The sequence below is a fragment of the Caldalkalibacillus salinus genome, assembly GCF_016745835.1.
In the GTDB taxonomy this organism is placed as follows: Bacteria; Bacillota; Bacilli; order Caldalkalibacillales; family JCM-10596; genus Caldalkalibacillus_A; species Caldalkalibacillus_A salinus.
On record NZ_JAERVL010000006.1, the window covers coordinates 78,365 to 100,395 of the forward strand.

Consider the following 22,031-nt stretch of genomic DNA (forward strand, 5'->3'; position numbering starts at 1 on the left):
TGACAACGAGATTAGTGCTCGGGCTCTAGCATCGGCTCTTTGGTTGTTGCGTTTAGAAATTGAGAGACCTTCTCAAACAATATCTCTCGCTCACAATCGTGACACACGATGTGCTTTGAATCTTTGAGTAAGAGCAACTCTTTTTCGGAAGATTGTACACACTGGTAGAGGTATTTAGCCCCCTTAGGATGGGCCACGTGATCTTTCTCGCCATGTATAATTAACAAAGGCACGCGTATGTCTTTTAATGATGGTTTGAGTTGTCTAACAAGCCTACGGAAGTTTACAACCGCTTTGATCGGTGTGGACGTCCATTTCTTTCTGTAACGTTGCAAACTTTGTCGTGCGTACGCCTCCTCATTAAAGAAACCTTTGGCGACGCCAGACAGCTCTCTGACTAGCTGTTGGGTATGTGGTGCGTATACAGCTGGGCTAAGCAATATTAACTTAGATACCGGGTAACGCGAAGAGAGATGTCCGGCAATGAGGCCACCCATCGAGAAGCCAATGAGATAGACTTCATCGCATTCTCGTACGGCAGTTTGAAGGGCTTGCTCTGCTGAACGAATCCAATCCTGCCACGTTGTCTCTTCTAAAGAGTGTTCATTTCCGTGTCCAGCCAAAGTGGGAGTATAAACCTTCCATTCCGTGTGTTCGCGAAAATAATCTGCTAAAGGTTTGATTTCACGGGGACTACCGGTGAAACCGTGGATCAACATACACCCCTTCACACACTTCACTCCTTGTTGTCATTTCTTCTACTTATATTACCCTGTTTTCCTGTCTTTAAAAAGAAAAAGACAGCAGGCTTTGACTCCCTACTGTCTTTAATGTATGCACGAAATATTTTATTGACCCACAATATATGCTACTGTCATAGACAATAAGATGAACAGTACGGCAAATACCGTTGTTAGCTTTCCGAGTAGTGCGTCAGCACCACGAGCTTTTTGTTTCCCCATAATTTGTTCCGCACCACCGCCGATAGCGCCAGACAAACCAGCACTACGTCCGCTTTGAAGTAGCACTACAGCGATCAAACCAAGGGAAACGATGATGAGTAGTATTTTAAAGATCATCTCTCCCACCTCCTAAGTGAGTATGCAATACTATTAAAGTATCACACTTTGTCCCACATTTCAATTACTTCTTTAAGTTATAGAAGGCGTCAGAGCCACCGTAAAGCCCAACGTATGCGAGTTTGTCTTCGATTCTAAGTAACTGGTTATATTTGGCAACGCGATCTGTTCTAGAAGGCGCCCCCGTTTTGATTTGTCCAGCGTTTGTGGCTACAGCGATATCGGCAATCGTTGTATCTTCAGTTTCCCCAGAACGGTGGGAGATGACAGCTGTGTAGCCGGCACGTTTGGCCATTTCGATTGCGTCAAACGTCTCAGTTAGAGTACCGATTTGGTTTACTTTTACGAGGATAGAGTTACCCACGTTTTGTTCAATTCCTTTAGATAGACGTTCAGTGTTGGTCACGAATAGGTCATCGCCTACAAGCTGTACGCGGTTCCCGATCGTTTCCGTTAGCTTGTTCCAGCCATCCCAATCGTCTTCATCTAAGCCGTCTTCGATTGAAATAATCGGATACTTGTTAATCAGCTCTTCGTAGAAGGAAACCATTTCGTCTGTTGTACGTGTGACACCTTCACCTTTTAACACGTATTGGCCATCTTGGTATAGCTCAGTTGCAGCGACATCCAATGCGATAAACACTTCTTCTCCTGGCTTATACCCTGCTTTTTCAATCGCTGTGATGATGGTACTGATCGCTTCTTCGTTTGAAGAAAGGTTGGGGGCAAAACCACCCTCGTCACCAACCGCCGTGTTCAACCCTTGTTCGCTTAACACTTTCTTTAGACTGTGGAAAATTTCTGCACCCATACGTAGGGCGTGTGTGAAGCTGTCCGCACCGACTGGCATAACCATAAATTCTTGGATATCCACGTTATTATCCGCGTGCTCCCCACCATTGAGAATGTTCATCATAGGGACAGGTAGTGTCTTGGCATTGAATCCGCCAAGGTACTCATATAGTTCTTGTCCTAGACCTTCAGCAGCAGCTCTTGCTATAGCCATGGACACCCCTAGGATGGCATTGGCACCAAGCTTAGACTTATTAGGTGTCCCGTCTAGGTCGATCATTAATTCATCGATCCCAACTTGGTCACGTGCATCATAACCGATAAGCTCAGGGGCGATCGTCTCATTGACGTTCTCTACAGCTTTGGTAACCCCTTTACCTAGAAAGACTTCCTTGTCCCCATCTCTTAATTCAACGGCTTCGTGAGCACCTGTAGAAGCACCAGAAGGAACGATTGCTCTTCCGATCGCACCAGACTCGAGCTGTACTTCTACCTCTACTGTAGGATTCCCACGAGAATCTAATACTTGGCGTGCAAATACGTCAGAAATAATCATGCTTATCACTCCTTATTTTAAATGTATAAAGTTATACTTCGTTTCCTTTAATCAATGATGTTCCCGTCATTTCTTTTGGTTTCTTAACCTCTAATAAGTCTAAGATCGTCGGTGAAATATCTGCCAAAATACCGTCTTCTCTTAAGGTGCTGTTTTCTTGTGTGACGATAAACGGCACAGGATACGTCGTGTGGGCCGTGTGAGGGTTACCCTCTTCATCCATCACCATGTCCGCGTTACCATGGTCCGCTGTAATAACAGCAGTGCCACCTTTGGCCTTAAGTTTATCCACAATCTCACCGAGACACTCGTCAACAACTTCAACAGCCTTCACTGTTGGCTCTAGTTTACCAGAGTGTCCTACCATGTCAGGATTAGCAAAGTTTAAAATAATCACGTCATGCTTATCTGACTCAATCTCTTCTAGCAGCTGATCCTTTACCTCGTATGCACTCATCTCAGGCTGTAAGTCATACGTGGCAACCTTCGGAGAGTTAATGAGTACTCTCGTTTCCCCGTCAAATTTGGCTTCTCTACCACCACTAAAGAAGAACGTGACGTGAGGGTATTTCTCAGTCTCTGCAATACGCAATTGGGTGAGGCCGTTCTGTGTGAGCACTTCACCCAATGTGTTATCTAGATTTTCTGGCTTGTAAGCGACAAAGCCATCGACTGTTTCACTGAAATGCGTGAGACACACATAGTGAAGATCTCTAGGGAATTGTTCCCCTCTGTCAAAGCCTCGGAAGTCTTCGTTGGTAAAGACTTGTGAGATTTGAATGGCACGGTCCGGTCTAAAGTTATAGAATACGACGGCGTCCTCAGATTCGATTAAACCGATTGGCTGATCATTTTCATCAACCATGACGGTCGGCACGACAAATTCATCATAAACACTGTTCTCGTACGACGTCACAATCGCTTGGATTGGGTCCTTATATTTGGGCCCTTCACCATAAACCATGGCACGGTACGCTTTTTCCGTACGGTCCCAACGCTTGTCACGGTCCATTGAGTAGTATCGCCCTTGGATGGTGGCTAGCTGACCAACACCGATTTCATCCATTTTTTGAATGAGTTGTTCAATATAGCCACGTGCACTGTCAGGAGCAACGTCACGTCCATCAAGAAAGGCATGCACGTAGACGTCCTTCACCTTTTCCTGTTTGGCCAGGTCGAGCATAGCAAACAGGTGCTCAATGTGACTATGAACGCCCCCGTCAGACAATAGACCATAAAAATGGAGTTTTTTATTTTGTTCACGTGCGTATCGCATGGCTTTAACCATGACGTCATTCTCGTAAAACGTCCCTTCGTTGATGGCCTTATTCACACGTGTAAGATCTTGATATACCACTCGGCCTGCGCCGATGTTCAAGTGGCCTACTTCTGAGTTCCCCATCTGCCCTTCAGGCAACCCAACCGCTTCACCACAAGCTTTTAACATGGTATGGGGGTAGTTCTCCCAATATCGATCAAAATGGGGTGTTTTGGCCTGTGCGACCGCATTCCCTTTTTCTTCATCTCTTAAGGCGAATCCATCTAAGATGATTAAAGCGACAGGTTTTTTCTGACTCATCCTTTATGTCCCTCCAGTAATTGTAGGAAGGAATCTCCTTTAAGGCTGGCGCCACCTACTAAGGCACCGTCAATGTCTGACTGTCCCATATATTCTTTGATGTTTTCCGGCTTTACGCTACCGCCGTATTGGATACGTACTTTATCTGCAACCTCAGAACCGAACTGATCAGAAACGACACTGCGTATGTATGTAATCACTTCATTCGCATCTTCAGCGGATGAGGATTTTCCAGTTCCGATGGCCCATACGGGTTCATAGGCAATGACCGTTTGGGAAGCTTGCTCAGCGGATAAACCATCGAACGCTAGCGTCACTTGTTCTTTGACGACGTCCTTTGTCTGGTTACCCTCACGTTGATCAAGGTTTTCCCCCACACATACGATCGGTACTAAACCATACTGATGCGCCGCTTTGGTCTTTTTATTCACTGTTTGATCCGTGTCGTTGAAATACTGTCTTCTCTCAGAGTGCCCTAAGATGACGTAATCGACACCGAGGTCCTTGAGCATTGTCGGACTCACTTCTCCTGTAAAAGCGCCTTGCTCTTCAAAGTGCATGTTCTGAGCTCCGATGGCAACCGGCTTTTCTTTCACAAGGTCGACAAGTACTGGGAGATGGACAAATGGCGCACAAATGACCGTATCGATATCGGCTTCGTTAGGGACAAGGCCGTCGATTTCATTGATGAAATGCTTGCCTTCTTCTACTGTTTTATGCATTTTCCAGTTTCCGGCGATAATAGGTTTACGCATCATTGTTTCCTCCTCTATTTACACTTACTTGTCCTGTAGTGCAGCGACACCCGGAAGTACTTTACCTTCCATAAATTCTAGTGAAGCGCCGCCTCCAGTGGATACATGATCCATTTCGTCAGATAACCCCGCTTGTTGTACAGCACTAGCAGAATCGCCACCACCAATAATGGTCGTGCCTTCACATTCAGCCACCGCTTTGGCTACACTATTCGTCCCTTGGGCAAATAGGTCATACTCGAAAACACCCATTGGGCCGTTCCAGATGACGAGTTGAGAGTCCTGGATGATCTCTCTATAGCGCTCGATGGTCTTAGGGCCAATATCGAGTGCTTCCCAATCGGATGGAATCTCGTCTATATCGACTACCTTGGTGTTCGCTGTTCTAGAAAATTCATCAGCGACAGTCACGTCTTGGGGTAAGTAGAAATGAACGCCTTTGTCTTTGGCCTTTTCCATAAAAGTTTTTGCTAAGTCTAGCTTATCTTCTTCTAGTAGGGATTTCCCAATTTCATGTCCCATCGCTTTAACGAATGTGTATGAGAGTCCGCCACCGATGATAAGGTTATCGACTTTATCTAATAGATACTCAATCACACCTATTTTATCTTTTACCTTCGCACCGCCAATAATAGCCGTAAATGGACGGTCAGGGTCCTCAAGTGCTTTTCCTAGGAACTGAAGTTCTTTTTCCATGAGTAAACCTGCAACGCCTGGTAAATGATGAGCGATCCCTTCTGTAGAAGCATGGGCACGGTGAGCGGCACCGAATGCGTCATTGACATAAAGGTCTGCTAGGCGTGCAAAGGATTGAGCTAGCTCAGGATCGTTTTTCTCTTCTCCTGCATAGAAACGCACATTCTCTAGGAGTAAAATGTCCCCTTCTTTCATCTCTGCTATGTGGTTTTCAACTTCCGTCCCATAAGCATCGTTGGCCTTAGACACTTCTTTACCAAGTAACTCGGCTAAGTGTTCGGCCACTGGGTCTAAACGAAGATCTTCAACAACCTCACCTTTAGGTCGACCAAGGTGGCTTGCGAGGATGACTTTGGCACCGTGTTGAATGAGGTATCCAATCGTCGGTAGGGCTGCTTTTATACGTGTATCATCTGAGATGCGCCCTTCGCTCATAGGAACATTAAAGTCCACGCGGCAGAAGACCCGCTTCCCTTTTAAATCAATATCACGGATACTTTGTTTATTCATTACTTTCGCCTCCTGACTCAGTCAATCGTATCATGCATGGGAAAGAGGAGAATGTTCAATTCTCCTCCCCAGTGGTTACGTTGATTATAATCCTTTTGATGCGATGTATTCAACAAGGTCAACAACGCGGTTAGAGTAGCCCCACTCGTTATCGTACCAAGATACGACTTTAACCATGTTTCCGTCGAGCACCATTGTAGATAGCGCGTCAATGGTTGAGGAGTGTGGGTCCCCATTGTAGTCAGTGGATACAAGAGGCTCTTCAGAGTAAGCAAGAATGCCTTTTAATGGCCCTTCAGCCGCTTCTTTTAGCGCTTTGTTCACATCATCAGCTGAAGCGTCTTTATCTAATTCAGCAACAAGGTCAACAACGGAAACGTTCTTCGTTGGAACACGCATCGCGAATCCGTTTAATTTTCCTTCTAATTCTGGTAGTACAAGGGCAACTGCTTTAGCCGCGCCTGTTGTTGTCGGGATGATATTCTCAGCCGCTGCACGTGCACGACGGTAATCTTTATGAGGTAAGTCTAGAATCTGTTGGTCATTCGTGTACGAGTGTACCGTTGTCATCAGACCACGCTTGATGCCAAACTCATCATTTAATACTTTAGCGAAAGGTGCTAAACAGTTTGTCGTACAAGAAGCGTTGGATAGCACATGGTGAGAACCATTGTCATACTTATCTTCGTTAACACCGAGTACGACATCGAAGTCTGCGTCTTTAGAAGGAGCTGAAATAATAACCTTCTTAGCACCGCCATTTAAGTGTTGAGCAGCGTCGTCACGAGCTGTGAAGCGTCCAGTACTCTCTACAACGACCTCGATACCAAGGTCTCCCCACGGTAATTTGCCAGGCTCACGCTCAGCTAATACTTTAATTTCTTGACCGTTTACCACGATCGCGTTTTCTGTTGCTTCTACACTGAGGTCTAACTTGCCATGTACAGAGTCGTACTTAAGTAAGTGAGCCAGCATTTTCGCATCTGTTAAGTCGTTAACAGCTACAACCTCTACCTCAGGATTGTTTAAAGCTGCGCGAAAGACGTTACGGCCGATACGACCAAAACCATTAATACCAATTTTTGTTGCCATAATGTAAATCCTCCTCATTGTTTTTAAAAGTTAATGTATAAGTAAGCTTAAAAAAAGCTAAACACCTATGCTTTAAGTATTTCCCTTGCTGCGCCTTCATCCGTTACCAGCACATCGTGGACACCTTGCTTGAGAAAGGCGCGTATGGCTGATGCTTTATTCTTTCCGCCAGCCACAGCTAAAATATGATCAGCTTGTCTGACATCTTCAAGACGCAATCCAATTGTACGTATCTTATGTACAATATCACCTTGGGCATTAAAGTAATACCCAAATGCTTCGGCTACAGCGTGTCTATCCGTCAGCAAATCTATGACTTCCTGTGGAGACTTTCGACGTTTGGCCATGGTTTTAGCTTCTCCGATTCCGTGTATGATCATACGAGAGGATCGAATTAACCTGACCACTTCTTTGATCTGGGGGTCGCTTAACAAAGACTGATAAGAAGTGACGCTTAACTCATCTGGCACGTGCAGCAAACGGTATCTACCATCCGTTTGTTTAGCCATCTTTGAACTAATCGTATTCGCTTGTAGCTCAACCTCTTCACCCAACCCTCCTCTAGCTGGTACAAATAATAGAGACTTTAGCACAGTACTAGAGGTGAGTGCTTCTGACACGGCAGCGACAGTCGTCCCTCCAGCAACGGAGATGACCCAGTTTTGCTGTACCAATTGACGCAACTGATCTGCAGCCGCTCTACCAAGGTCTGCTTTGACCCACGGAGATTCATCGGTGTCTCCCATGACTACGACGACTCTATTAAGCCCTAGCTTCGTTTCTAACGCTTGCTCTAATTCTTGTAGGCCGAACAGCTCTCGTGTGACCTCTTCCATCTCTAATAGGACTTCTGAACCTTCCTGTGAAAGACTCATCCCTATTTTAGAGATATGTATTAAACCCTGGTCTTTGAGAAAATCTGTTTCTGAACGTAAGACTCTTTCCGTTAGGCCTGACATTTGAGCCAGCGTACGTCGTCCGACAGGTTGAGCAGCACGGATTAAGTGCATGATGTACATCCTATTGCGCATGGTATCGACGACATCTGGGACGAGCGTTTTTTGCAATTCAATGATTTGCTTCAGATCAACACCCCCTCCGTGTAGAGACTGTAAACCGGGACGTCTTTTATCCCACTGAGACTAATTATGTCCCACCAGAGGTAAAAAAATTCATTCTTCCTGTATTTTATCAGTGGCTTATACGCATTGCAATAAAAAAAGACGCTGGCGAGGCGCTGTAAACCCTTACATCAGCGTCTGTTACCGTACTTTTTTCTTTGAGCAGAAGACAGGATGCCCGCTTCCTCTCTATATTTTGCCACTGTTCTTCTCGCGACCTTTATACCGACCTCACGTAGGGCTTTGACAATGGCTTGATCGGATAAAGGCCTCGTTTTATCCTCCTGATCAATGAGCTCACGGACCTTCTCCTTAACTGCATTCGTTGAAAGAGCACCGCCATGGTCTTGCTGTAATCGGGTTGAAAAAAAGGTTTTTAATTCATAGACACCCCAAACGGTCTGAACATACTTTTGATTCGTGGCTCTAGAAACAGTAGACTCATGGACATCAAGCCTTTCCGATACTTGTTTTAATGTCAAGGGCTTGAGGTCTGCTGTCTGTCCGGATAGGAAAAAATCCCGCTGGGCATCAACAATGATCTGCGCCACATTTAATATCGTACGGTGACGTTGCTTGACACTACTGACAATCCACTCGTATTGTTGCTTCATTTCCTCTAGATAAGCCTTGGCGTCCTGATCATACTCTAGGTGGCGATACACGGGATTCATCTGAATCTGAGGCAGCACTCGGTCATTCACCTGAATCATAAATTCTCGCCCTTGTAATGGCTCCACAATGACGTCTGGCACTACGTATTTGGTTTCATCCTTATGAAACAGCGCGCCCGGACGAGGGTTTAAGGTACGAATAAATTCAGCCATCTGTTGCACGTCTTGTGAGGTGACATTAAGTGCTTTCGCTATTTTCACTATACGGTGTCTGGCTAGATCATGGAGATGATGCTCAATGAGCGATTCAATCTTGCTCTCTCTCCATTCGCTTTGCCGCACTTGTAATTGTAAGCATTCCTCTATACTTCTGGCGCCAACGCCGAGTGGATCAAACTGTTGCAATGTACACAGCGCTTCATGCCATTCAGAACGGGTACACCCTGTCAGTTCCTTACTGTCTTCATAGATTGTGGTCAGGTAGCCATCCTCATCCACGTTACCAATCATAAACTCTAACAGCTTTCTCTTTTTTTGAGATAGGGACAGGTATCCACACTGCTCTATGAGATAAGTGTTAAGAGAGTGATCTTGATGAACATATAAATCAATAGGGTTGGTGTAGGTCTCCGTTTCTGACCTAGGAAAACCATGATACCGATCATCAATCCAACTTTCCTGCTGGCCATTTTTGCGCTCAACCGTTTGTTGCCAGTGCTCTGGGTCCTCAACTTCCAGTAATGGATTTTCCATCGCTTTTTCATGTAGAAATTGCAGAAGGTCAGGCAAGGAATACTGTAGAATGGAGATAGATTGCCTAAGCTCTGGCGTCATGGCCAGCTTTGTTTGCTGTTGCTGTAGTAATCCCATTCCTAGCTCCATTATTGCTCAATCCTTCCTTTGTGTGTTAGGTATGACTCACACAGCCGTCAACGAACCTCAAAACAAAACCTCGTTCAAATGATATCTACCTTATATTGTACATGATTTTGATAGCGCTTGCTTTTTCAAGTTATGGAAAGAACTCAACGGAGACGAGGGAAAAGTTTGAGAGACAGACATACCACTTGTATTTTGTCTGGTCATTGTATTTATGACCATTATATGCAGGCTTTACGTTCTTGAATAACCCTTGCATCTCATGGTTTCATATCGTATAATATACGTTGCACCTTTTATTCAATGTACTAACGATGGATTAACTTGTCTGCACCCGTAGCTCAGCTGGATAGAGCGGTGGTTTCCGGTACCACGTCTGCCGGGGGTTCGAATCCCTCCGGGTGCGCCATAATTTTGTTCTGAGTGGTTATACCTTGCTGGATTATACCTTGCTGTAGCTTTCTTTTGGATACTAAACTCTGCTGTAGCTTACATACGATCGTCATAACCACACGAATATACGATTTAAAACCATATAACTATATATATAAAAATACACCTTTTTTGTCATGACGTATGGACAGAAAAGGTGTTTTTGTTAGGTCTCCTTTTGCGGGTCACGCCTTTTTATATTAGACTGAAAATAAGATTGATTCTTTAAATCTCTTTAAACCTTGAATGACTTATCTACATACACAACGCTCAACTCACCATTTTTTAATACCAATTTAATACCAAGAATAAATTTTAGGAGATCAAACGATGGGAGACCACATAATAGACCAAAGCGTATACGAAACTGAGTGGCAACAAATAGGACGACACACATGGATACTAAAAGCTCACCCCGATCCGACACGTGTACAACCGGTGATTGGTGTGATTATAACGGAAAACCATACGGTGCTAGTGGATGCTGGGAACGGCCCTGAACATGCTCAAGTGGTGCTAAACTGGCTAGAGCAACAACAAGCACCGCCCATTTCACACGTCATCATCACCCACCATCACTGGGACCACTTATTTGGCATGGGCGCTTTTGACGGTCTCATCTTATGTCACGAACAAGGTTATGAGCATCTTAAGAGACTGTCAGGCGTCCCGTGGAGTGAGGATTATCTCAAAGCGGACATGGTCAAGCACCCTGAAAAGAGCGCAGGTCACGAAGCAAAGCTAAGGGTGATTCAAAACTGGGAAAATGTTCGGCTTAGGATGCCTGATATCACTTTTAATGGTCACATGTTTTTACATATAGACCATCTCACATTAAAACTCCGTGCTATCGGTGGCCGTCATGCAGAAGACTCCATCAGCATCCATGTCGTTGAAGACGACATCGTTTTTGTAGGAGACAGCTTCTACCCTCCTCCCTCATCGAAAAGACAACCGGGGGAGTCGTTTTCAATGGATGTGTTACAGAGATTATTAGATGAAGAGGCCAAACTGTATATTCATGGGCATGGTAAACCATGGACGCGAGAACGGCTCGCGTCATTTATGGCTCAATGGCATAAAAAAGACTAATAAAATTAAGACAACAACAACATCGAGGCTCACAGTATGTGGACCAATGCAACTTGTGAAAAAACAGCAGCCAAATGAGAGATATCATGGCGTACTATGCATAACCTAAAAGCAAAAAAACGCGTACACCTAGTCAGGCATACGCGATTTTTTTGTTTATGAAGTGACCATCATCATCAATCTGTTATATTTTTACTACATTTTCAGCTTGAGGACCTCTGTCTCCTTCAACAATGTCAAATTCAACTTGTTGACCTTCGTCTAACGTTTTAAAGCCTTCCTCATTGATAGCGGAGAAGTGTACAAATACGTCGTCTCCGTCTTCTCTTTCAATAAATCCAAATCCTTTTTCGGAACTAAACCATTTAACTGTACCTTGCATTACTTTACGAGACCTCCATGTTTATAAGTTTACAATTTTATTTTGTCCATTGTGCCTTAAATTATAATACGGTTTGATCTAAAAATTTTGGCATTCCTTTCACTTTATCCATGCGAAAAAGTATCTTGCCAAGAAAAGCAACGTTAGGTATAGTGGCACATGTGTGTATCCAACCTAACGTCGAAAGAAGCAGTGTCGTATGAATGAAACAGTAAGGATGGATACTAACCTCAACATCCTTCAAATATCTTAAGTCTGTTACCACTCTTAAGGAGGTTTTCATCCGTGCAACAGGAGCAACGTGAACAGAATGAAGCGGCTTGGAACCAGAGTCCTTATCTAGCCTGGGTTCAGCGCCACGGAACACCCCAACAAGCAGCAGAAAAATTAAAGTCAGCACCAGAAAAACCTCTACGGGCACTTTTGCCATACATGGGTGATGTACGAGGGTTAAAAATAGGTAACCTGTTAGGTTCGAACGGTACAAAAGCTGTGGCCTTGGCCTTACTGGGGGCGGACGTCACAGTTGTTGACATTGCACCAGAAAATGCGCGTTACGCGCACGCATTAGCGGACCATGCAGGTGTGTCCATTCGCTACATCGTGTCAGACGTATTGGCTTTACCACAACAGGAATTAACAGGAGATTACGATGTCATTATGATGGAATTCGGTATCTTACATTATTTCATAGACCTTTCCCCTTTGATGGAGAACGTATATCACCTTCTTAAACCGGGTGGGCGTTTGGTATTACAGGATTTCCACCCTATCTCCACTAAATTGATCTCATCTAGAGGGAGAACAGCCAAAATACGCAAGCATAAAGTCGATGGCGATTACTTTGATTCCTCTATAAAAGAAACTGAAGTGGCTTACGCCAAATTTTTACCTGAGGAAGAAAAACAGGACATGCAGAAGGTTCAAATCCGCCAATGGACATTGGGTGAGATTGTAACGGCGATCGCACAATCACACCTTATGGTAAAAGAGCTGGTAGAGGCACCTAATCGTTCGTCCGAAGTTTTTGATAAAGGCATACCAAAATCGTTTACAATCGTAGCCGAAAAGCAAGGACATATGTAGAAAAAGAAATTAGAAAGGCAGCACACTCTACCCCTTAATAAGACAATGGCCCTAAAGTCTCAAAACACATTTTTTGTCGAATTAAGAAGGATTTTCGTTTTTAGCGGAGAATATCATATTCTTAGAGTGCAAAAGTCGAAATGTTTTTGTTATACGAGTACTATGTACAAACATAGGAGTGGGCCCATGAGAAAGAAAAAACGTTGGTGGACGATACAATTTATACCCCATGGGAAAGGCAAGGTCCAAACATTCAAGATCAAGTTATTCCCGATGATCATGACGATTCTTCTACTCTTCACCACGATGATCCTAGCATACACCTCTGCATATCTTCTATGGCAACTAAAAAAGTCATCGGATCAAAAAATCATAAAGCAAGATTCGGAAATGGATCACTACATCACAGAAAATCAAGACTTAAGAGAAGAAATCGACCATTTAAATCAAGAGCTTGTTGATTTGCACGAAGATGTCCAAGAATTACAAAATTTCATAGAGGAAGTCCAAACACTCGAACAACAAATACAAGGGTTAGATGGGACAAGCCACCGTCATATAGAGCAGACTGAAGATGATGATGAACGCATCAAGAATATGTTGTCGGTTGCCAGCTATGACATTGAGGCGGAATCTACTTCTCCAGATGAAATACGACAGCAAATAGAAACGATTAAGGAAGAAGCTGTCGTCCAGCAAGAAAATCTAGAGCAGCTCAAAGAGGAAATTAAAGAAGAGCAGTATCGCGCCCAATTTATACCCTCCATCGCACCGTCTAATGGCAGGCTGACATCCCCTTTTGGGTGGAGGCGTGATCCGTTCAATGGTTCGCAAAAAATGCATGCTGGTATCGACTTCGCTAGTCACAGTGGCACTCCAATCTACGTGACAGCGAATGGCATCGTGAAGTCAGCTGGCTGGCATTCTGGTTATGGTAAACATATCGAAGTTGATCATGGTAACGGGTACGTCACAACATACTCACACTTATCTTCGATGGATGTGAGCGCTGGCGAGTCAGTCGAACGTGGTGATGTCATCGGTAAAATGGGCAGCACAGGGCGTAGTACAGGCGTACACTTACATTATGAAGTACATAAAAACGGAACACCCGTGAATCCAATGCCTTATATTAGAGGGGGAAATTAGTCATGTTGTCTAAAAAGCAGCAAACGGATCGTGTCAACACAGTGATCGGCCATGGTACATCCATAGAAGGTAAAATAAAATCAACAAGCTCTATTCGCATTGATGGTGAGTTCGTAGGTGAGATTCAAACGGAAGGTAACGTATTAATTGGAAAAGAAGGGCAAGTCAGAGGTAACATCGAAGCCGCTAATGTCACTGCTGAAGGCCATATTCTAGGAAATATGACCGTACGTCACACGATACAATTGGTTAAAGGCTGTCAAATTGAGGGTGATATGATATCTGAGACCATCGAAGTTGAGAAGGGCGCTTACTTTAACGGTAGAAGTACGATGGTCATCCCAGATCAAGACACGAAAGGTAAGCCTCATAAAAAGCAAAGCGAAGAGCAAAAGACAAAGAACGGAAATGACCCTGCTGCGGATAAGAACGAAGACCGACAGAACCCAAAAGACACAGATAAGAAAAAAGGCAAGGCCAAGGAAAAAGACAAAGTCGCATCGTAATATTAGCACCACTTTTTAGCACACGACCTTTTACTCCACCACGAACAGACAGATCGCAATGCATCCCTACCGGCAATCTTAACGATTATGAAAAAAGCATGCCACGGATACTGGGCATGCTTTTTTGGGCTCGATTTTTCACTATTGTTTTTACTATTTATATGGTTGGCCCTGTTTAAATCAAATTTTAACCGGGTATAATGTTAGCATTTGTAAGAACTTTTGTGACGACTTTACAGAGCGATTCATAAACCGGCATGAAATTATTTGACCTTTTTTGACCTTTTGATATAATAGAGGTGAAACGGAATTGATGGAAAAAAAGGAGGTTCTCTTAATGAATTTGATCCCTACAGTTATTGAACAGACAAACCGCGGTGAACGTGCGTATGACATCTACTCACGTTTGTTAAAGGATCGTATTATTTTCTTAGGAACAGGTATTGATGATCAGGTCGCCAACTCTGTTGTTGCTCAACTACTATTCCTAGCTTCTGAAGATCCAGATAAAGATATTTCCCTATACATTAATAGCCCTGGTGGTTCAATCACAGCAGGTATGGCCATTTACGATACGATGCAGTATATTAAGCCAAACGTGTCTACTATATGTATCGGTTTAGCTGCGTCTATGGGTGCTTTCCTACTCGCTGCTGGTGAAAAAGGTAAACGCTTTGCGCTCCCTAATGCCGAAGTGATGATTCACCAACCTCTAGGCGGCACACAAGGGCAAGCAGCTGACATTGAAATTCATGCGAGACGTATTATTCAAATGCGTGAACACTTGAACGAGATTCTCTCTGAGCGCACTGGCCAACCGATTGAAAGAGTTGCGAAAGATACAGACCGCGACAACTTCATGTCTGCTGAAGAAGCGAAAGATTATGGATTAATTGATCGTGTCATTACAAGCACACCTCAGACATAAGACGGATGACAAAAAAGAGAGTGATAATCGCTTATCACTCTCTTTTTTTATTCATCGTTTTTAACGAATTGGACGAGCGCCTCCACTGCTTGCTCTGCGTCACTTCCGTCCGCGGAGATGGTGACTTCTTTACCGTTACCAATGGCGAGACTCATGATGCCCATGATACTTTTGGCGTTTACTTTTTTATCATCTTTTGCTACAAATACATCTGCCGAATATCGGTTAGCTTCCTGCACGAAAAGTGCAGCCGGACGGGCCTGAAGGCCTGTTTTGAGATTCACAACAACTTTCTCTTGTACCATACATACTCCTCCTTTACAGAATGACGAGTTTACACTTTAATTCATTATAGCACTACTTCGTTCTAATAGAACATGTTTCTGTTAAAATATACGATTTGTTTCCAAATTGTACTACTTCGTTCAAAATGAACGTCACATTTCAAAAAAAGTTATCTTAGCTTATCAGCTATCTCATTTAACTTTCTTAAGCGATGATTGATTCCAGATTTACTCACTTTGCCACTTGGGATCATATCCCCTAATTCTTTTAAGGTGACATCAGGATGTTGCTTACGGACCTCGGCGATTTCACGGAGTTTATCAGGTAACTGTTCCAATCCGAGCTTATCCTCAATTAACTGTATAGTCTCCAGTTGCTTCATCGCTGCCGACACCGTCTTATTAAGATTGGCTGTTTCACAGTTAACGAGACGGTTCACTGAATTTCGCATATCTTTGACGATGCGTACATCCTCAAATTGAAAGAGCGCTTGATGGGCACCAATGATACTTAAAAATTCTGTTATCTTTTCACTTTCTTTAATGTACACCACATATCCTTTTTTTCGTTCAATATATTTGGCGTTCAGGTGAAAGCGATTCATGAGCTTCACTAATGCTTTGGCATGCTCTTCATAACTGGAGAAGATCTCTAAGTGATAGGAAGAGGATTCAGGATGGTTTACTGAACCGCCAGCAAGGAAGGCCCCACGGAGATAAGAGCGTTTGCAACACGACTTACGAATCATCGCACTTGATATGTCTCGTTTCATTTCAAAGTTGGGGGTGACAATATTAAGGCTTTCTAAAATTTCACGAACTTTCATCGTGACTCTCACAACGTAAATATTATTTTTCTTGAGCCGCATTTTTTTACGTACAAGAAGTTCAGACGGTACTTGATATAAAGATTTCACATAACTGTAGATGACCCTTGCAATCGCTGCATTTTCTGTCGTGACATCAAGTACAAATTTGCGATCTCTATAAGTGAGAATCCCGTTCATGCGGATCAATGCACTTAACTCTGAGCGCATGCAACATTCCTGAACCTCTAGACTTGTTAATTCTTTTTTTGTTTGAGCAGCAAAGGACATACCACATCAACTCACTTCCTATAACCATGACCATATAAACAATGTAAGACAATCTCTTTTAATCTTTGAGCATCGTGTCGTACGTAGTTGTTCATTTGATATAACGTGTCTTCTATCACTTCAATATGCTTGTCAGCTAAACTGTTAGGCTGATATGTAACGGGTGAGGCCCCTTCAAGCTTGTAACGCTCAACGACCTCAGGCGGAATAAGCCCTGTATTGACGATAGCCTTTTGAAATAGTGGGAAAGATACATGACGGTATATGGCATCGATATGATCTTTTACATCATAGTTGTCCGTTTCACCTGGCTGTGTCATCACATTAGCAATATAGATGATATCGGCTGATGTTTCTTTTAGTGCGGTCTGTATCCCCGGCACTAATAGATTAGGAATAATACTTGTATAAAGACTACCAGGACCGATCAGAACGATATCTGCCTCTTCAATCGCTTGTAACGCTTCTGGCAATGCTTCTATATCTGGAGGCTCTAATTTGAGTCTTTCAATTCTCTTATTCGCTTTTGGAATATTAGATTCACCTGAAACGATACTCCCATCGTCCATATGTGCTGTGAGCTTAATGCTTTGGTTCGCGGCAGGCAACACTGTTCCTCGGACGGCCAGGACACGACTCAAAGCTTTCACAGCTGTTACAAAATCACCGGTAATTTCTTTCATACCGGCGATAAGGAGGTTTCCTAAACTGTGACCCGAGAGTTGGTCTCCATGCTGAAAGCGGTGTTGAAACAGACTCTGTAAGAGAGGCTCTTTCTCGGCTAAAGCGACGAGTACGTTACGAATATCTCCAGGTGGTGGCATTTTGAGCTCTTCTCTTAAGATACCTGAGCTACCGCCATCGTCTCCTACTGTGACAATCGCTGTTAAGTCTAAAGAACTGACTACTTTCAACCCTCTTAGGATCGTACTAAGACCAGTCCCGCCTCCGATCACAACGGCTTTTTTATGTTCTCTATTATCTTTCGTCATGCTTCACCTCATCGGTCTTTGTTAATGTCTCGATGCGTTACACGTGTCGTATACTCTTCTATAAACCGTTGGTGGAAGTACTCCGCAAGTGTGACTGAGCGGTGCTTCCCTCCTGTACATCCAATCGCGATCACCACTTGGCTTTTCCCTTCCCTCTGATACTGTGGGATGAGGAAATCAAGCATTCCTTCTAATTTTTTGATAAACGTTTGGGTGTCAGCCCATTTTAATACGTATGAGGAAACCTCTTCTTCTAGCCCTGTTTTGGGTCTCATTTCTTCAATGTAGTGCGGGTTCGGTAAGAAGCGGACATCTAATACGAGATCGGCGTCAATAGGAATGCCATACTTATAACCGAAGGACATCATGTTGATCGTCAGCTGGTGCTGATCAAGGTCAGTAAAGCGCTGAATCATGCTCTCCCTTAGTTGGGCCGGTTTCATGTTGGACGTATTGACGATCTGTTGCGCTCTCCCCTTCAGCTCCTCTAATAGTTTTCTCTCTTTGCGTATCCCATCAAGAGGTGTGCCGTCTGGAGAAAGGGGATGACGTCTTCTGGTCTCTTTATAGCGCTGGACCAGTACCTGATCATCAGCGTCTAAGAAAAGAATTTGGTAGTTAAAGTGTTCCTTTTGCTCAAGGTCGTCCATTGCCATGAGCAATGAATCAAAAAACTCACGCCCACGTAAGTCTAATACGAGCGCCACTTTATTAATGGATTTAGATGATTGTTCTATCAGTTCAATAAACTTTGGAATAAAGACAGGCGGCAGGTTATCCACGCAGAAAAAGCCTAAGTCTTCCATGCTTTGCATGGCCACGGTTTTCCCTGCCCCTGACATGCCAGAGATAATGATGAGTTGTATGGACTTGTTCTCCATCCTACATCCCCCTATTGATATGAGATTAACTCATATTCCGTTGTGTACCTAAACTTTCTGACTAGTACGTTTTGCGCTTCTCGTAGGACATGATCAATATACTGTTGATCTCCCTCAGCTTTAGGCAGTGAGGCAATATCTTTGATTGGCACCCACTCAAGCTCTCCCTCGGGTGATTCGTCGAGTAACGTCCCTTTGTAAGTGTCCGTGAAAAAGGTAAACATCATCCATTCATCAACCACTTGGTCATTCTCTTCTATCACCATTGTTGATACGCCTTTTAAAACGGGGTCCACGATATCTATTCCTGTCTCTTCTTTGTATTCTCTCTTAACGGATTCAGTGATGGATTCCTGGGCTTCCATTTTACCGCCAGGTGCCACCCACCATCCTCGTCTCGGCTTTTTTAATAATAATACTTGATTCGTTTCTCGGTCTAAAAGTATACAGTTCGTTACTCGCTGCACATTCGTTCACCTCATGTCTAGCATACCACCAAGCGAGGCCACACGCAAAAAAAGAACGCAGGGAAGTGTTCCCTGCGCTGCATGAAATATTTAAAAGGGGGTCAATTACTTAACTATAGTCTACCCCACTTTTATTTCATTTATATTACAAAAGCGTTAAAAACCCGTTACATTTTATTGACTAATTTTTGAACAGAGGATTTCATGTTCTTTTCCAGTGATATTCACGCGATTTTAGAACTTAGTTTTTCACTTTTTCTTTTATTTTCTCATCTAGGTTCTCAACATAATGTTGCGCACTAATGGCCGCCTGAGAACCATCACCTGTGGCTGTAACAATTTGACGTAATGTCTTGTCTCGAACGTCCCCCGCAGCAAAGATACCTGGAACATCCGTTGCCATGTCTGCCTCGTTAGATGTGATGTAGCCCTCTTTATTGGTAATCCCTAGTCCTTCTACAGAGTAGCTAATAGGGTCCATACCAATGTAAATAAAGACGCCGTCACAATCAAAGTCTTGGGTTTCACCCGTCTTGGTATTTTTAATGCGTACCCCTGATACTTTGTTATCTCCTAGGATTTCTTCTACAACGTGGTCCCAAATAAAGTCGATCTTTTCATTGTCATAGGCACGTTTTTGTAGAATTTTTTGCGCACGGAGCGTATCACGACGGTGGATCACCGTTACTTTGCTCGCGAAGCGTGTGAGATAGTTCGCTTCCTCTACTGCAGAATCTCCCCCGCCGACCACGACGAGTTCTCTATTTTTGAAGAATGCGCCATCACATACTGCACACCAGGACACGCCACGACCAGAAAGTTTTTCTTCTCCAGGAACGCCTAAGCTACGGTATGAAGAACCTGTAGCGACAATGACTGACTTGGTGAGGAATTCGTCTTTGCTTGTCACCACTTTCTTGTACGGATCAGCATTTTCGATTCTTTTGACATCACCGTACTTGTACTCTGCTCCAAATTTCTTGGCATGCTCAAACATTTTGTTTGAAAGCTCAGGTCCTAAGATATAATCAAAGCCTGGAAAGTTTTCAACTTCTTCCGTGTTAGCCATTTGTCCACCAGGTACACCTTTTTCAATCATGAGTGTGTTCATGTTTGCTCGAGAGGTGTAAACCGCAGCTGACATACCAGCAGGGCCAGCTCCGACGATGATGACGTCATAAATGGTTTGTTCATTCATATCATTCACCCCTACTTGTTCTATTCATCCTTATCATACGAGGTTGCCTTTTTACTGTCTAGTAATATGCTTTTTTCAATCTTGGCTATATTTTTACTCAGTGTTTGAAGCGTAATCCCGTAGCGTTGAGCCAATTCTTTCTTGACCACTTTTTTGCTGTAGTTGATGGCAACCAAGTATTCAAGCGCGGCCGCCCAGGCTTCAGGTTTCCGTATCATAGGGACATTCGGCTGAACATCCTGTAGAAACTTGGCCCATAATATTTGCGCCTCTTGATGTTCTATGACGTTATACTTCCCTGCCATCTGTTGTTTTAGTACATCAAGGACGTCCTGCCACTGCGACATCCATTCCGGATACGCTTCCTGTAGAGTGTCCGGGTGCACTTCTTCAACCCGACCGTTCAACCAAGCTTGATAAGGAGGCTGTGCTCCCATTTGGCGCAGCGCAAAGATCGCCGTTCTTTTAATATATTCTTCTTCTTGAGGGGCTTTAATAAATTGCCTTAACGCTTCTTCTATTTCGGCATCAGCGAAGTATTGGAAGGATTGAATCACTTGTAATTTGGTGTCTCGATCACCATGACGAAGCGACCACAAGAGAGAAGAACGTATAACAGGGTCTTGTAAAAGATTCGTCGGGATCTTACCGTCTTTAAACCATTCTTTCTTTTTTATTTGTACGTCATAAGGCAGTTGATAGTGATAAGACAACCTTTTTTCTCTATTCTGTGCTGTGCTGGTATGGAGCAGCTGTAAGTAATAATCAGCCACTTCGTCCTGAGGATAAAGACTTTTTAGCTTTTTCCATACTTTCTGTGCCTTTTCATACTGTTGTGTATTGTAAAGGGCCACCGCGATATAGTGATAGAGGCTGGGATCATGCTCAATATCCTTTTTAGTCAGGGAAAGAAAAAGTTCGTATGCTTTCCCATCCTGTCCTAGTATACCAAGGGTGGTCGCTAGTTTGTATTGATGATCCGGTAAGATCGGTTGGACTTTTGTTAATCCTTCAATAATCTCATCCGCTTTCTCATGCATGTCTCTGTGCTTAAGAAACACCGCTAGATTACACAGAGCATGAAGATTCGTAGAGTCACGCTCTAAAATGTCATCAATGACGCTCATCGCTTGTTCAAATTCACCCAGGTAATAGTATGAAAGGGACAGGTTATTACGTGCAGCAAGAAAATGCGGATATTCATCCACCATCCGTTCTAAAAGCTTCGTGGCCTCCACAAACTTTCCTTGCTCTAGACACGTCCGCGCTTTCTCATGCTCTTTTATTAACTGATTCTCTTCATCCCATTCACGAGGGGCACGATCAAGTTCGAAGCAAATAAAGTCCAATAACTCTTCTGCTTCTTCGGCATAGATGCCGTCTGGGCTTTCTTGTATATACATAAGCGCAAATTTCTCGGCCTCATCAAACTCTCCTAAATGCGCATAGTTATTAGCCATGTAGTAATAGCAGTCCACAAGGGTACTGTCCATATGCTGTATCACTTGAGACAACCAGTTATTACTCTCCTCGTAATGTCCCATTTCCGTATAACATGCCGCCAGATGAAGCACGTATGTGGGTTGCTCTGGTGCAAGATCGACACATCGTCGTAAATATTTATACGCCTTAGGAACGTCACCTCGATGAAAGTATCGAATGCCTCTTTCAAAGAAAAACTCTGCATCAAAATGTACAGAGACAATATTATTTTTTAGTTTTAGTTGTTGCTTAGTATTAGGCATAACGCTCCCCCGTCTATAGTCGCTATCAGTGTTGTTTGCCAAAAGTATACCATAGGAAGACACTCGATTCCTAGTGCCTTAATTTGGCCACAGCCTAGCTTACAATGGGTAAAGATTGA

At 43.6% G+C, this 22,031-nt stretch carries 22 protein-coding genes and 1 tRNA gene; 6 read left to right on the plus strand and 17 right to left on the minus strand.

Features of this window, described 5'->3' with window-relative positions:
- Positions 1–11: 11 nt before the first annotated feature.
- From JKM87_RS06280 to rpoN, 9 genes are all read right to left on the minus strand, one after another.
- On the minus strand, positions 12–740 hold the full coding sequence (locus tag JKM87_RS06280) for an alpha/beta fold hydrolase (protein ID WP_202079143.1): 729 nt from the start codon (positions 738–740) through the stop codon (positions 12–14).
- A 108-nt stretch (positions 741–848) separates the two neighbouring features.
- Positions 849–1,079 (minus strand): preprotein translocase subunit SecG, encoded by a 231-nt coding sequence (gene secG / locus JKM87_RS06285; protein WP_202079145.1) that lies wholly within the window; start codon positions 1,077–1,079, stop codon positions 849–851.
- A 64-nt stretch (positions 1,080–1,143) separates the two neighbouring features.
- On the minus strand, positions 1,144–2,427 hold the full coding sequence (eno, locus tag JKM87_RS06290) for a phosphopyruvate hydratase (protein ID WP_202079148.1): 1,284 nt from the start codon (positions 2,425–2,427) through the stop codon (positions 1,144–1,146).
- Between the two features lie 31 nt (positions 2,428–2,458).
- Positions 2,459–4,006 (minus strand): 2,3-bisphosphoglycerate-independent phosphoglycerate mutase, encoded by a 1,548-nt coding sequence (gene gpmI / locus JKM87_RS06295; protein ID WP_202079150.1) that lies wholly within the window; start codon positions 4,004–4,006, stop codon positions 2,459–2,461.
- The gene (tpiA, locus tag JKM87_RS06300; RefSeq protein WP_202079152.1) at positions 4,003–4,761 is read right to left on the minus strand and encodes a triose-phosphate isomerase; all 759 of its coding nucleotides are present in this window, start codon (positions 4,759–4,761) and stop codon (positions 4,003–4,005) included. Before tpiA ends, gpmI begins: the two co-directional genes overlap by 4 nt.
- A 24-nt stretch (positions 4,762–4,785) precedes the next feature.
- Entirely contained in the window at positions 4,786–5,967 is a 1,182-nt protein-coding gene (locus JKM87_RS06305; protein ID WP_202079154.1) for a phosphoglycerate kinase, read from the minus strand.
- Positions 5,968–6,051: 84 nt separating this feature from the next.
- Positions 6,052–7,059: a type I glyceraldehyde-3-phosphate dehydrogenase gene (gene gap, locus JKM87_RS06310; RefSeq protein ID WP_202079156.1), complete on the minus strand. Its 1,008-nt coding sequence runs from the start codon at positions 7,057–7,059 to the stop codon at positions 6,052–6,054.
- A 65-nt stretch (positions 7,060–7,124) separates the two neighbouring features.
- Positions 7,125–8,144, minus strand: a complete 1,020-nt coding sequence (locus JKM87_RS06315) for a sugar-binding transcriptional regulator (protein ID WP_202079536.1) — start codon at positions 8,142–8,144, stop codon at positions 7,125–7,127.
- A 167-nt stretch (positions 8,145–8,311) separates the two neighbouring features.
- Positions 8,312–9,676: an RNA polymerase factor sigma-54 gene (rpoN, locus tag JKM87_RS06320; RefSeq protein WP_202079158.1), complete on the minus strand. Its 1,365-nt coding sequence runs from the start codon at positions 9,674–9,676 to the stop codon at positions 8,312–8,314.
- Positions 9,677–10,003: 327 nt separating this feature from the next.
- On the opposite strand from rpoN, the gene JKM87_RS06325 reads away from it, so the two are divergent.
- A tRNA-Arg gene (locus tag JKM87_RS06325) sits at positions 10,004–10,082 on the plus strand.
- Positions 10,083–10,435: 353 nt separating this feature from the next.
- Positions 10,436–11,197, plus strand: a complete 762-nt coding sequence (locus tag JKM87_RS06330) for an MBL fold metallo-hydrolase (RefSeq protein ID WP_202079160.1) — start codon at positions 10,436–10,438, stop codon at positions 11,195–11,197.
- 184 nt (positions 11,198–11,381) lie between these two features.
- Here the strand turns inward: JKM87_RS06330 and JKM87_RS06335 are convergent, their stop codons facing one another.
- A complete protein-coding gene (locus JKM87_RS06335; RefSeq protein ID WP_202079162.1) occupies positions 11,382–11,579 on the minus strand; it encodes a cold shock domain-containing protein in 198 nt (65 codons plus the stop codon).
- 285 nt (positions 11,580–11,864) lie between these two features.
- Between JKM87_RS06335 and JKM87_RS06340 the strand changes: the two genes are divergently transcribed.
- From JKM87_RS06340 to clpP, 4 genes are all read left to right on the plus strand, one after another.
- Complete coding sequence (locus tag JKM87_RS06340) at positions 11,865–12,665, plus strand: methyltransferase domain-containing protein (RefSeq protein WP_202079164.1); 801 nt, start codon at positions 11,865–11,867, stop codon at positions 12,663–12,665.
- Between the two features lie 186 nt (positions 12,666–12,851).
- A complete protein-coding gene (locus tag JKM87_RS17885) occupies positions 12,852–13,814 on the plus strand; it encodes a peptidoglycan DD-metalloendopeptidase family protein (RefSeq protein WP_236838647.1) in 963 nt (320 codons plus the stop codon).
- A 2-nt stretch (positions 13,815–13,816) separates the two neighbouring features.
- Positions 13,817–14,320, plus strand: coding sequence for a bactofilin family protein (locus JKM87_RS06350; protein ID WP_202079166.1), 504 nt, complete (start codon positions 13,817–13,819; stop codon positions 14,318–14,320).
- Positions 14,321–14,657: 337 nt separating this feature from the next.
- The gene (gene clpP / locus JKM87_RS06355) at positions 14,658–15,248 is read left to right on the plus strand and encodes an ATP-dependent Clp endopeptidase proteolytic subunit ClpP (protein ID WP_202079168.1); all 591 of its coding nucleotides are present in this window, start codon (positions 14,658–14,660) and stop codon (positions 15,246–15,248) included.
- 47 nt (positions 15,249–15,295) lie between these two features.
- Here clpP and JKM87_RS06360 read toward each other — a convergent pair whose 3' ends face one another.
- The 7 genes from JKM87_RS06360 to JKM87_RS06390 all read right to left on the minus strand — a co-directional run bounded on the left by JKM87_RS06360 (position 15,296) and on the right by JKM87_RS06390 (position 21,912).
- Entirely contained in the window at positions 15,296–15,553 is a 258-nt protein-coding gene (locus JKM87_RS06360; RefSeq protein WP_202079170.1) for an HPr family phosphocarrier protein, read from the minus strand.
- A 149-nt stretch (positions 15,554–15,702) separates the two neighbouring features.
- Positions 15,703–16,629, minus strand: a complete 927-nt coding sequence (gene whiA, locus JKM87_RS06365) for a DNA-binding protein WhiA (protein ID WP_202079172.1) — start codon at positions 16,627–16,629, stop codon at positions 15,703–15,705.
- A gap of 11 nt (positions 16,630–16,640) precedes the next feature.
- On the minus strand, positions 16,641–17,621 hold the full coding sequence (locus tag JKM87_RS06370; protein WP_202079174.1) for a gluconeogenesis factor YvcK family protein: 981 nt from the start codon (positions 17,619–17,621) through the stop codon (positions 16,641–16,643).
- A gap of 8 nt (positions 17,622–17,629) precedes the next feature.
- Positions 17,630–18,502, minus strand: a complete 873-nt coding sequence (rapZ, locus tag JKM87_RS06375) for an RNase adapter RapZ (RefSeq protein WP_202079176.1) — start codon at positions 18,500–18,502, stop codon at positions 17,630–17,632.
- An 11-nt stretch (positions 18,503–18,513) separates the two neighbouring features.
- Positions 18,514–18,969, minus strand: coding sequence for an NUDIX domain-containing protein (locus JKM87_RS06380; RefSeq protein WP_202079178.1), 456 nt, complete (start codon positions 18,967–18,969; stop codon positions 18,514–18,516).
- A 241-nt stretch (positions 18,970–19,210) separates the two neighbouring features.
- A complete protein-coding gene (gene trxB, locus JKM87_RS06385) occupies positions 19,211–20,167 on the minus strand; it encodes a thioredoxin-disulfide reductase (protein ID WP_202079180.1) in 957 nt (318 codons plus the stop codon).
- 20 nt (positions 20,168–20,187) lie between these two features.
- Positions 20,188–21,912 carry a tetratricopeptide repeat protein gene (locus JKM87_RS06390; RefSeq protein ID WP_202079182.1) on the minus strand — a complete coding sequence of 575 codons (1,725 nt, stop codon included), beginning with the start codon at positions 21,910–21,912 and terminating at the stop codon, positions 20,188–20,190.
- Between the last annotated feature and the right edge of the window lie 119 nt (positions 21,913–22,031).

Bases quoted from the DNA above. Each gene is read 5' to 3' on its own strand.
- secG (WP_202079145.1), bottom strand. From the start codon at position 1,079: ATGATCTTTAAAATACTACTCATCATCGTTTCCCTTGGTTTGATCGCT.
- eno (WP_202079148.1), bottom strand. From the start codon at position 2,427: ATGATTATTTCTGACGTATTTGCACGCCAAGTATTAGATTCTCGTGGG.
- gpmI (WP_202079150.1), bottom strand. From the start codon at position 4,006: ATGAGTCAGAAAAAACCTGTCGCTTTAATCATCTTAGATGGATTCGCC.
- tpiA (WP_202079152.1), bottom strand. From the start codon at position 4,761: ATGCGTAAACCTATTATCGCCGGAAACTGGAAAATGCATAAAACAGTA.
- JKM87_RS06305 (WP_202079154.1), bottom strand. From the start codon at position 5,967: ATGAATAAACAAAGTATCCGTGATATTGATTTAAAAGGGAAGCGGGTC.
- gap (WP_202079156.1), bottom strand. From the start codon at position 7,059: ATGGCAACAAAAATTGGTATTAATGGTTTTGGTCGTATCGGCCGTAAC.
- rpoN (WP_202079158.1), bottom strand. From the start codon at position 9,676: ATGGAGCTAGGAATGGGATTACTACAGCAACAGCAAACAAAGCTGGCC.
- JKM87_RS06330 (WP_202079160.1), top strand. From the start codon at position 10,436: ATGGGAGACCACATAATAGACCAAAGCGTATACGAAACTGAGTGGCAA.
- JKM87_RS06335 (WP_202079162.1), bottom strand. From the start codon at position 11,579: ATGCAAGGTACAGTTAAATGGTTTAGTTCCGAAAAAGGATTTGGATTT.
- JKM87_RS17885 (WP_236838647.1), top strand. From the start codon at position 12,852: ATGAGAAAGAAAAAACGTTGGTGGACGATACAATTTATACCCCATGGG.
- JKM87_RS06350 (WP_202079166.1), top strand. From the start codon at position 13,817: ATGTTGTCTAAAAAGCAGCAAACGGATCGTGTCAACACAGTGATCGGC.
- clpP (WP_202079168.1), top strand. From the start codon at position 14,658: ATGAATTTGATCCCTACAGTTATTGAACAGACAAACCGCGGTGAACGT.
- JKM87_RS06360 (WP_202079170.1), bottom strand. From the start codon at position 15,553: ATGGTACAAGAGAAAGTTGTTGTGAATCTCAAAACAGGCCTTCAGGCC.
- whiA (WP_202079172.1), bottom strand. From the start codon at position 16,629: ATGTCCTTTGCTGCTCAAACAAAAAAAGAATTAACAAGTCTAGAGGTT.
- JKM87_RS06370 (WP_202079174.1), bottom strand. From the start codon at position 17,621: ATGACGAAAGATAATAGAGAACATAAAAAAGCCGTTGTGATCGGAGGC.
- rapZ (WP_202079176.1), bottom strand. From the start codon at position 18,502: ATGGAGAACAAGTCCATACAACTCATCATTATCTCTGGCATGTCAGGG.
- trxB (WP_202079180.1), bottom strand. From the start codon at position 20,167: ATGAATGAACAAACCATTTATGACGTCATCATCGTCGGAGCTGGCCCT.
- JKM87_RS06390 (WP_202079182.1), bottom strand. From the start codon at position 21,912: ATGCCTAATACTAAGCAACAACTAAAACTAAAAAATAATATTGTCTCT.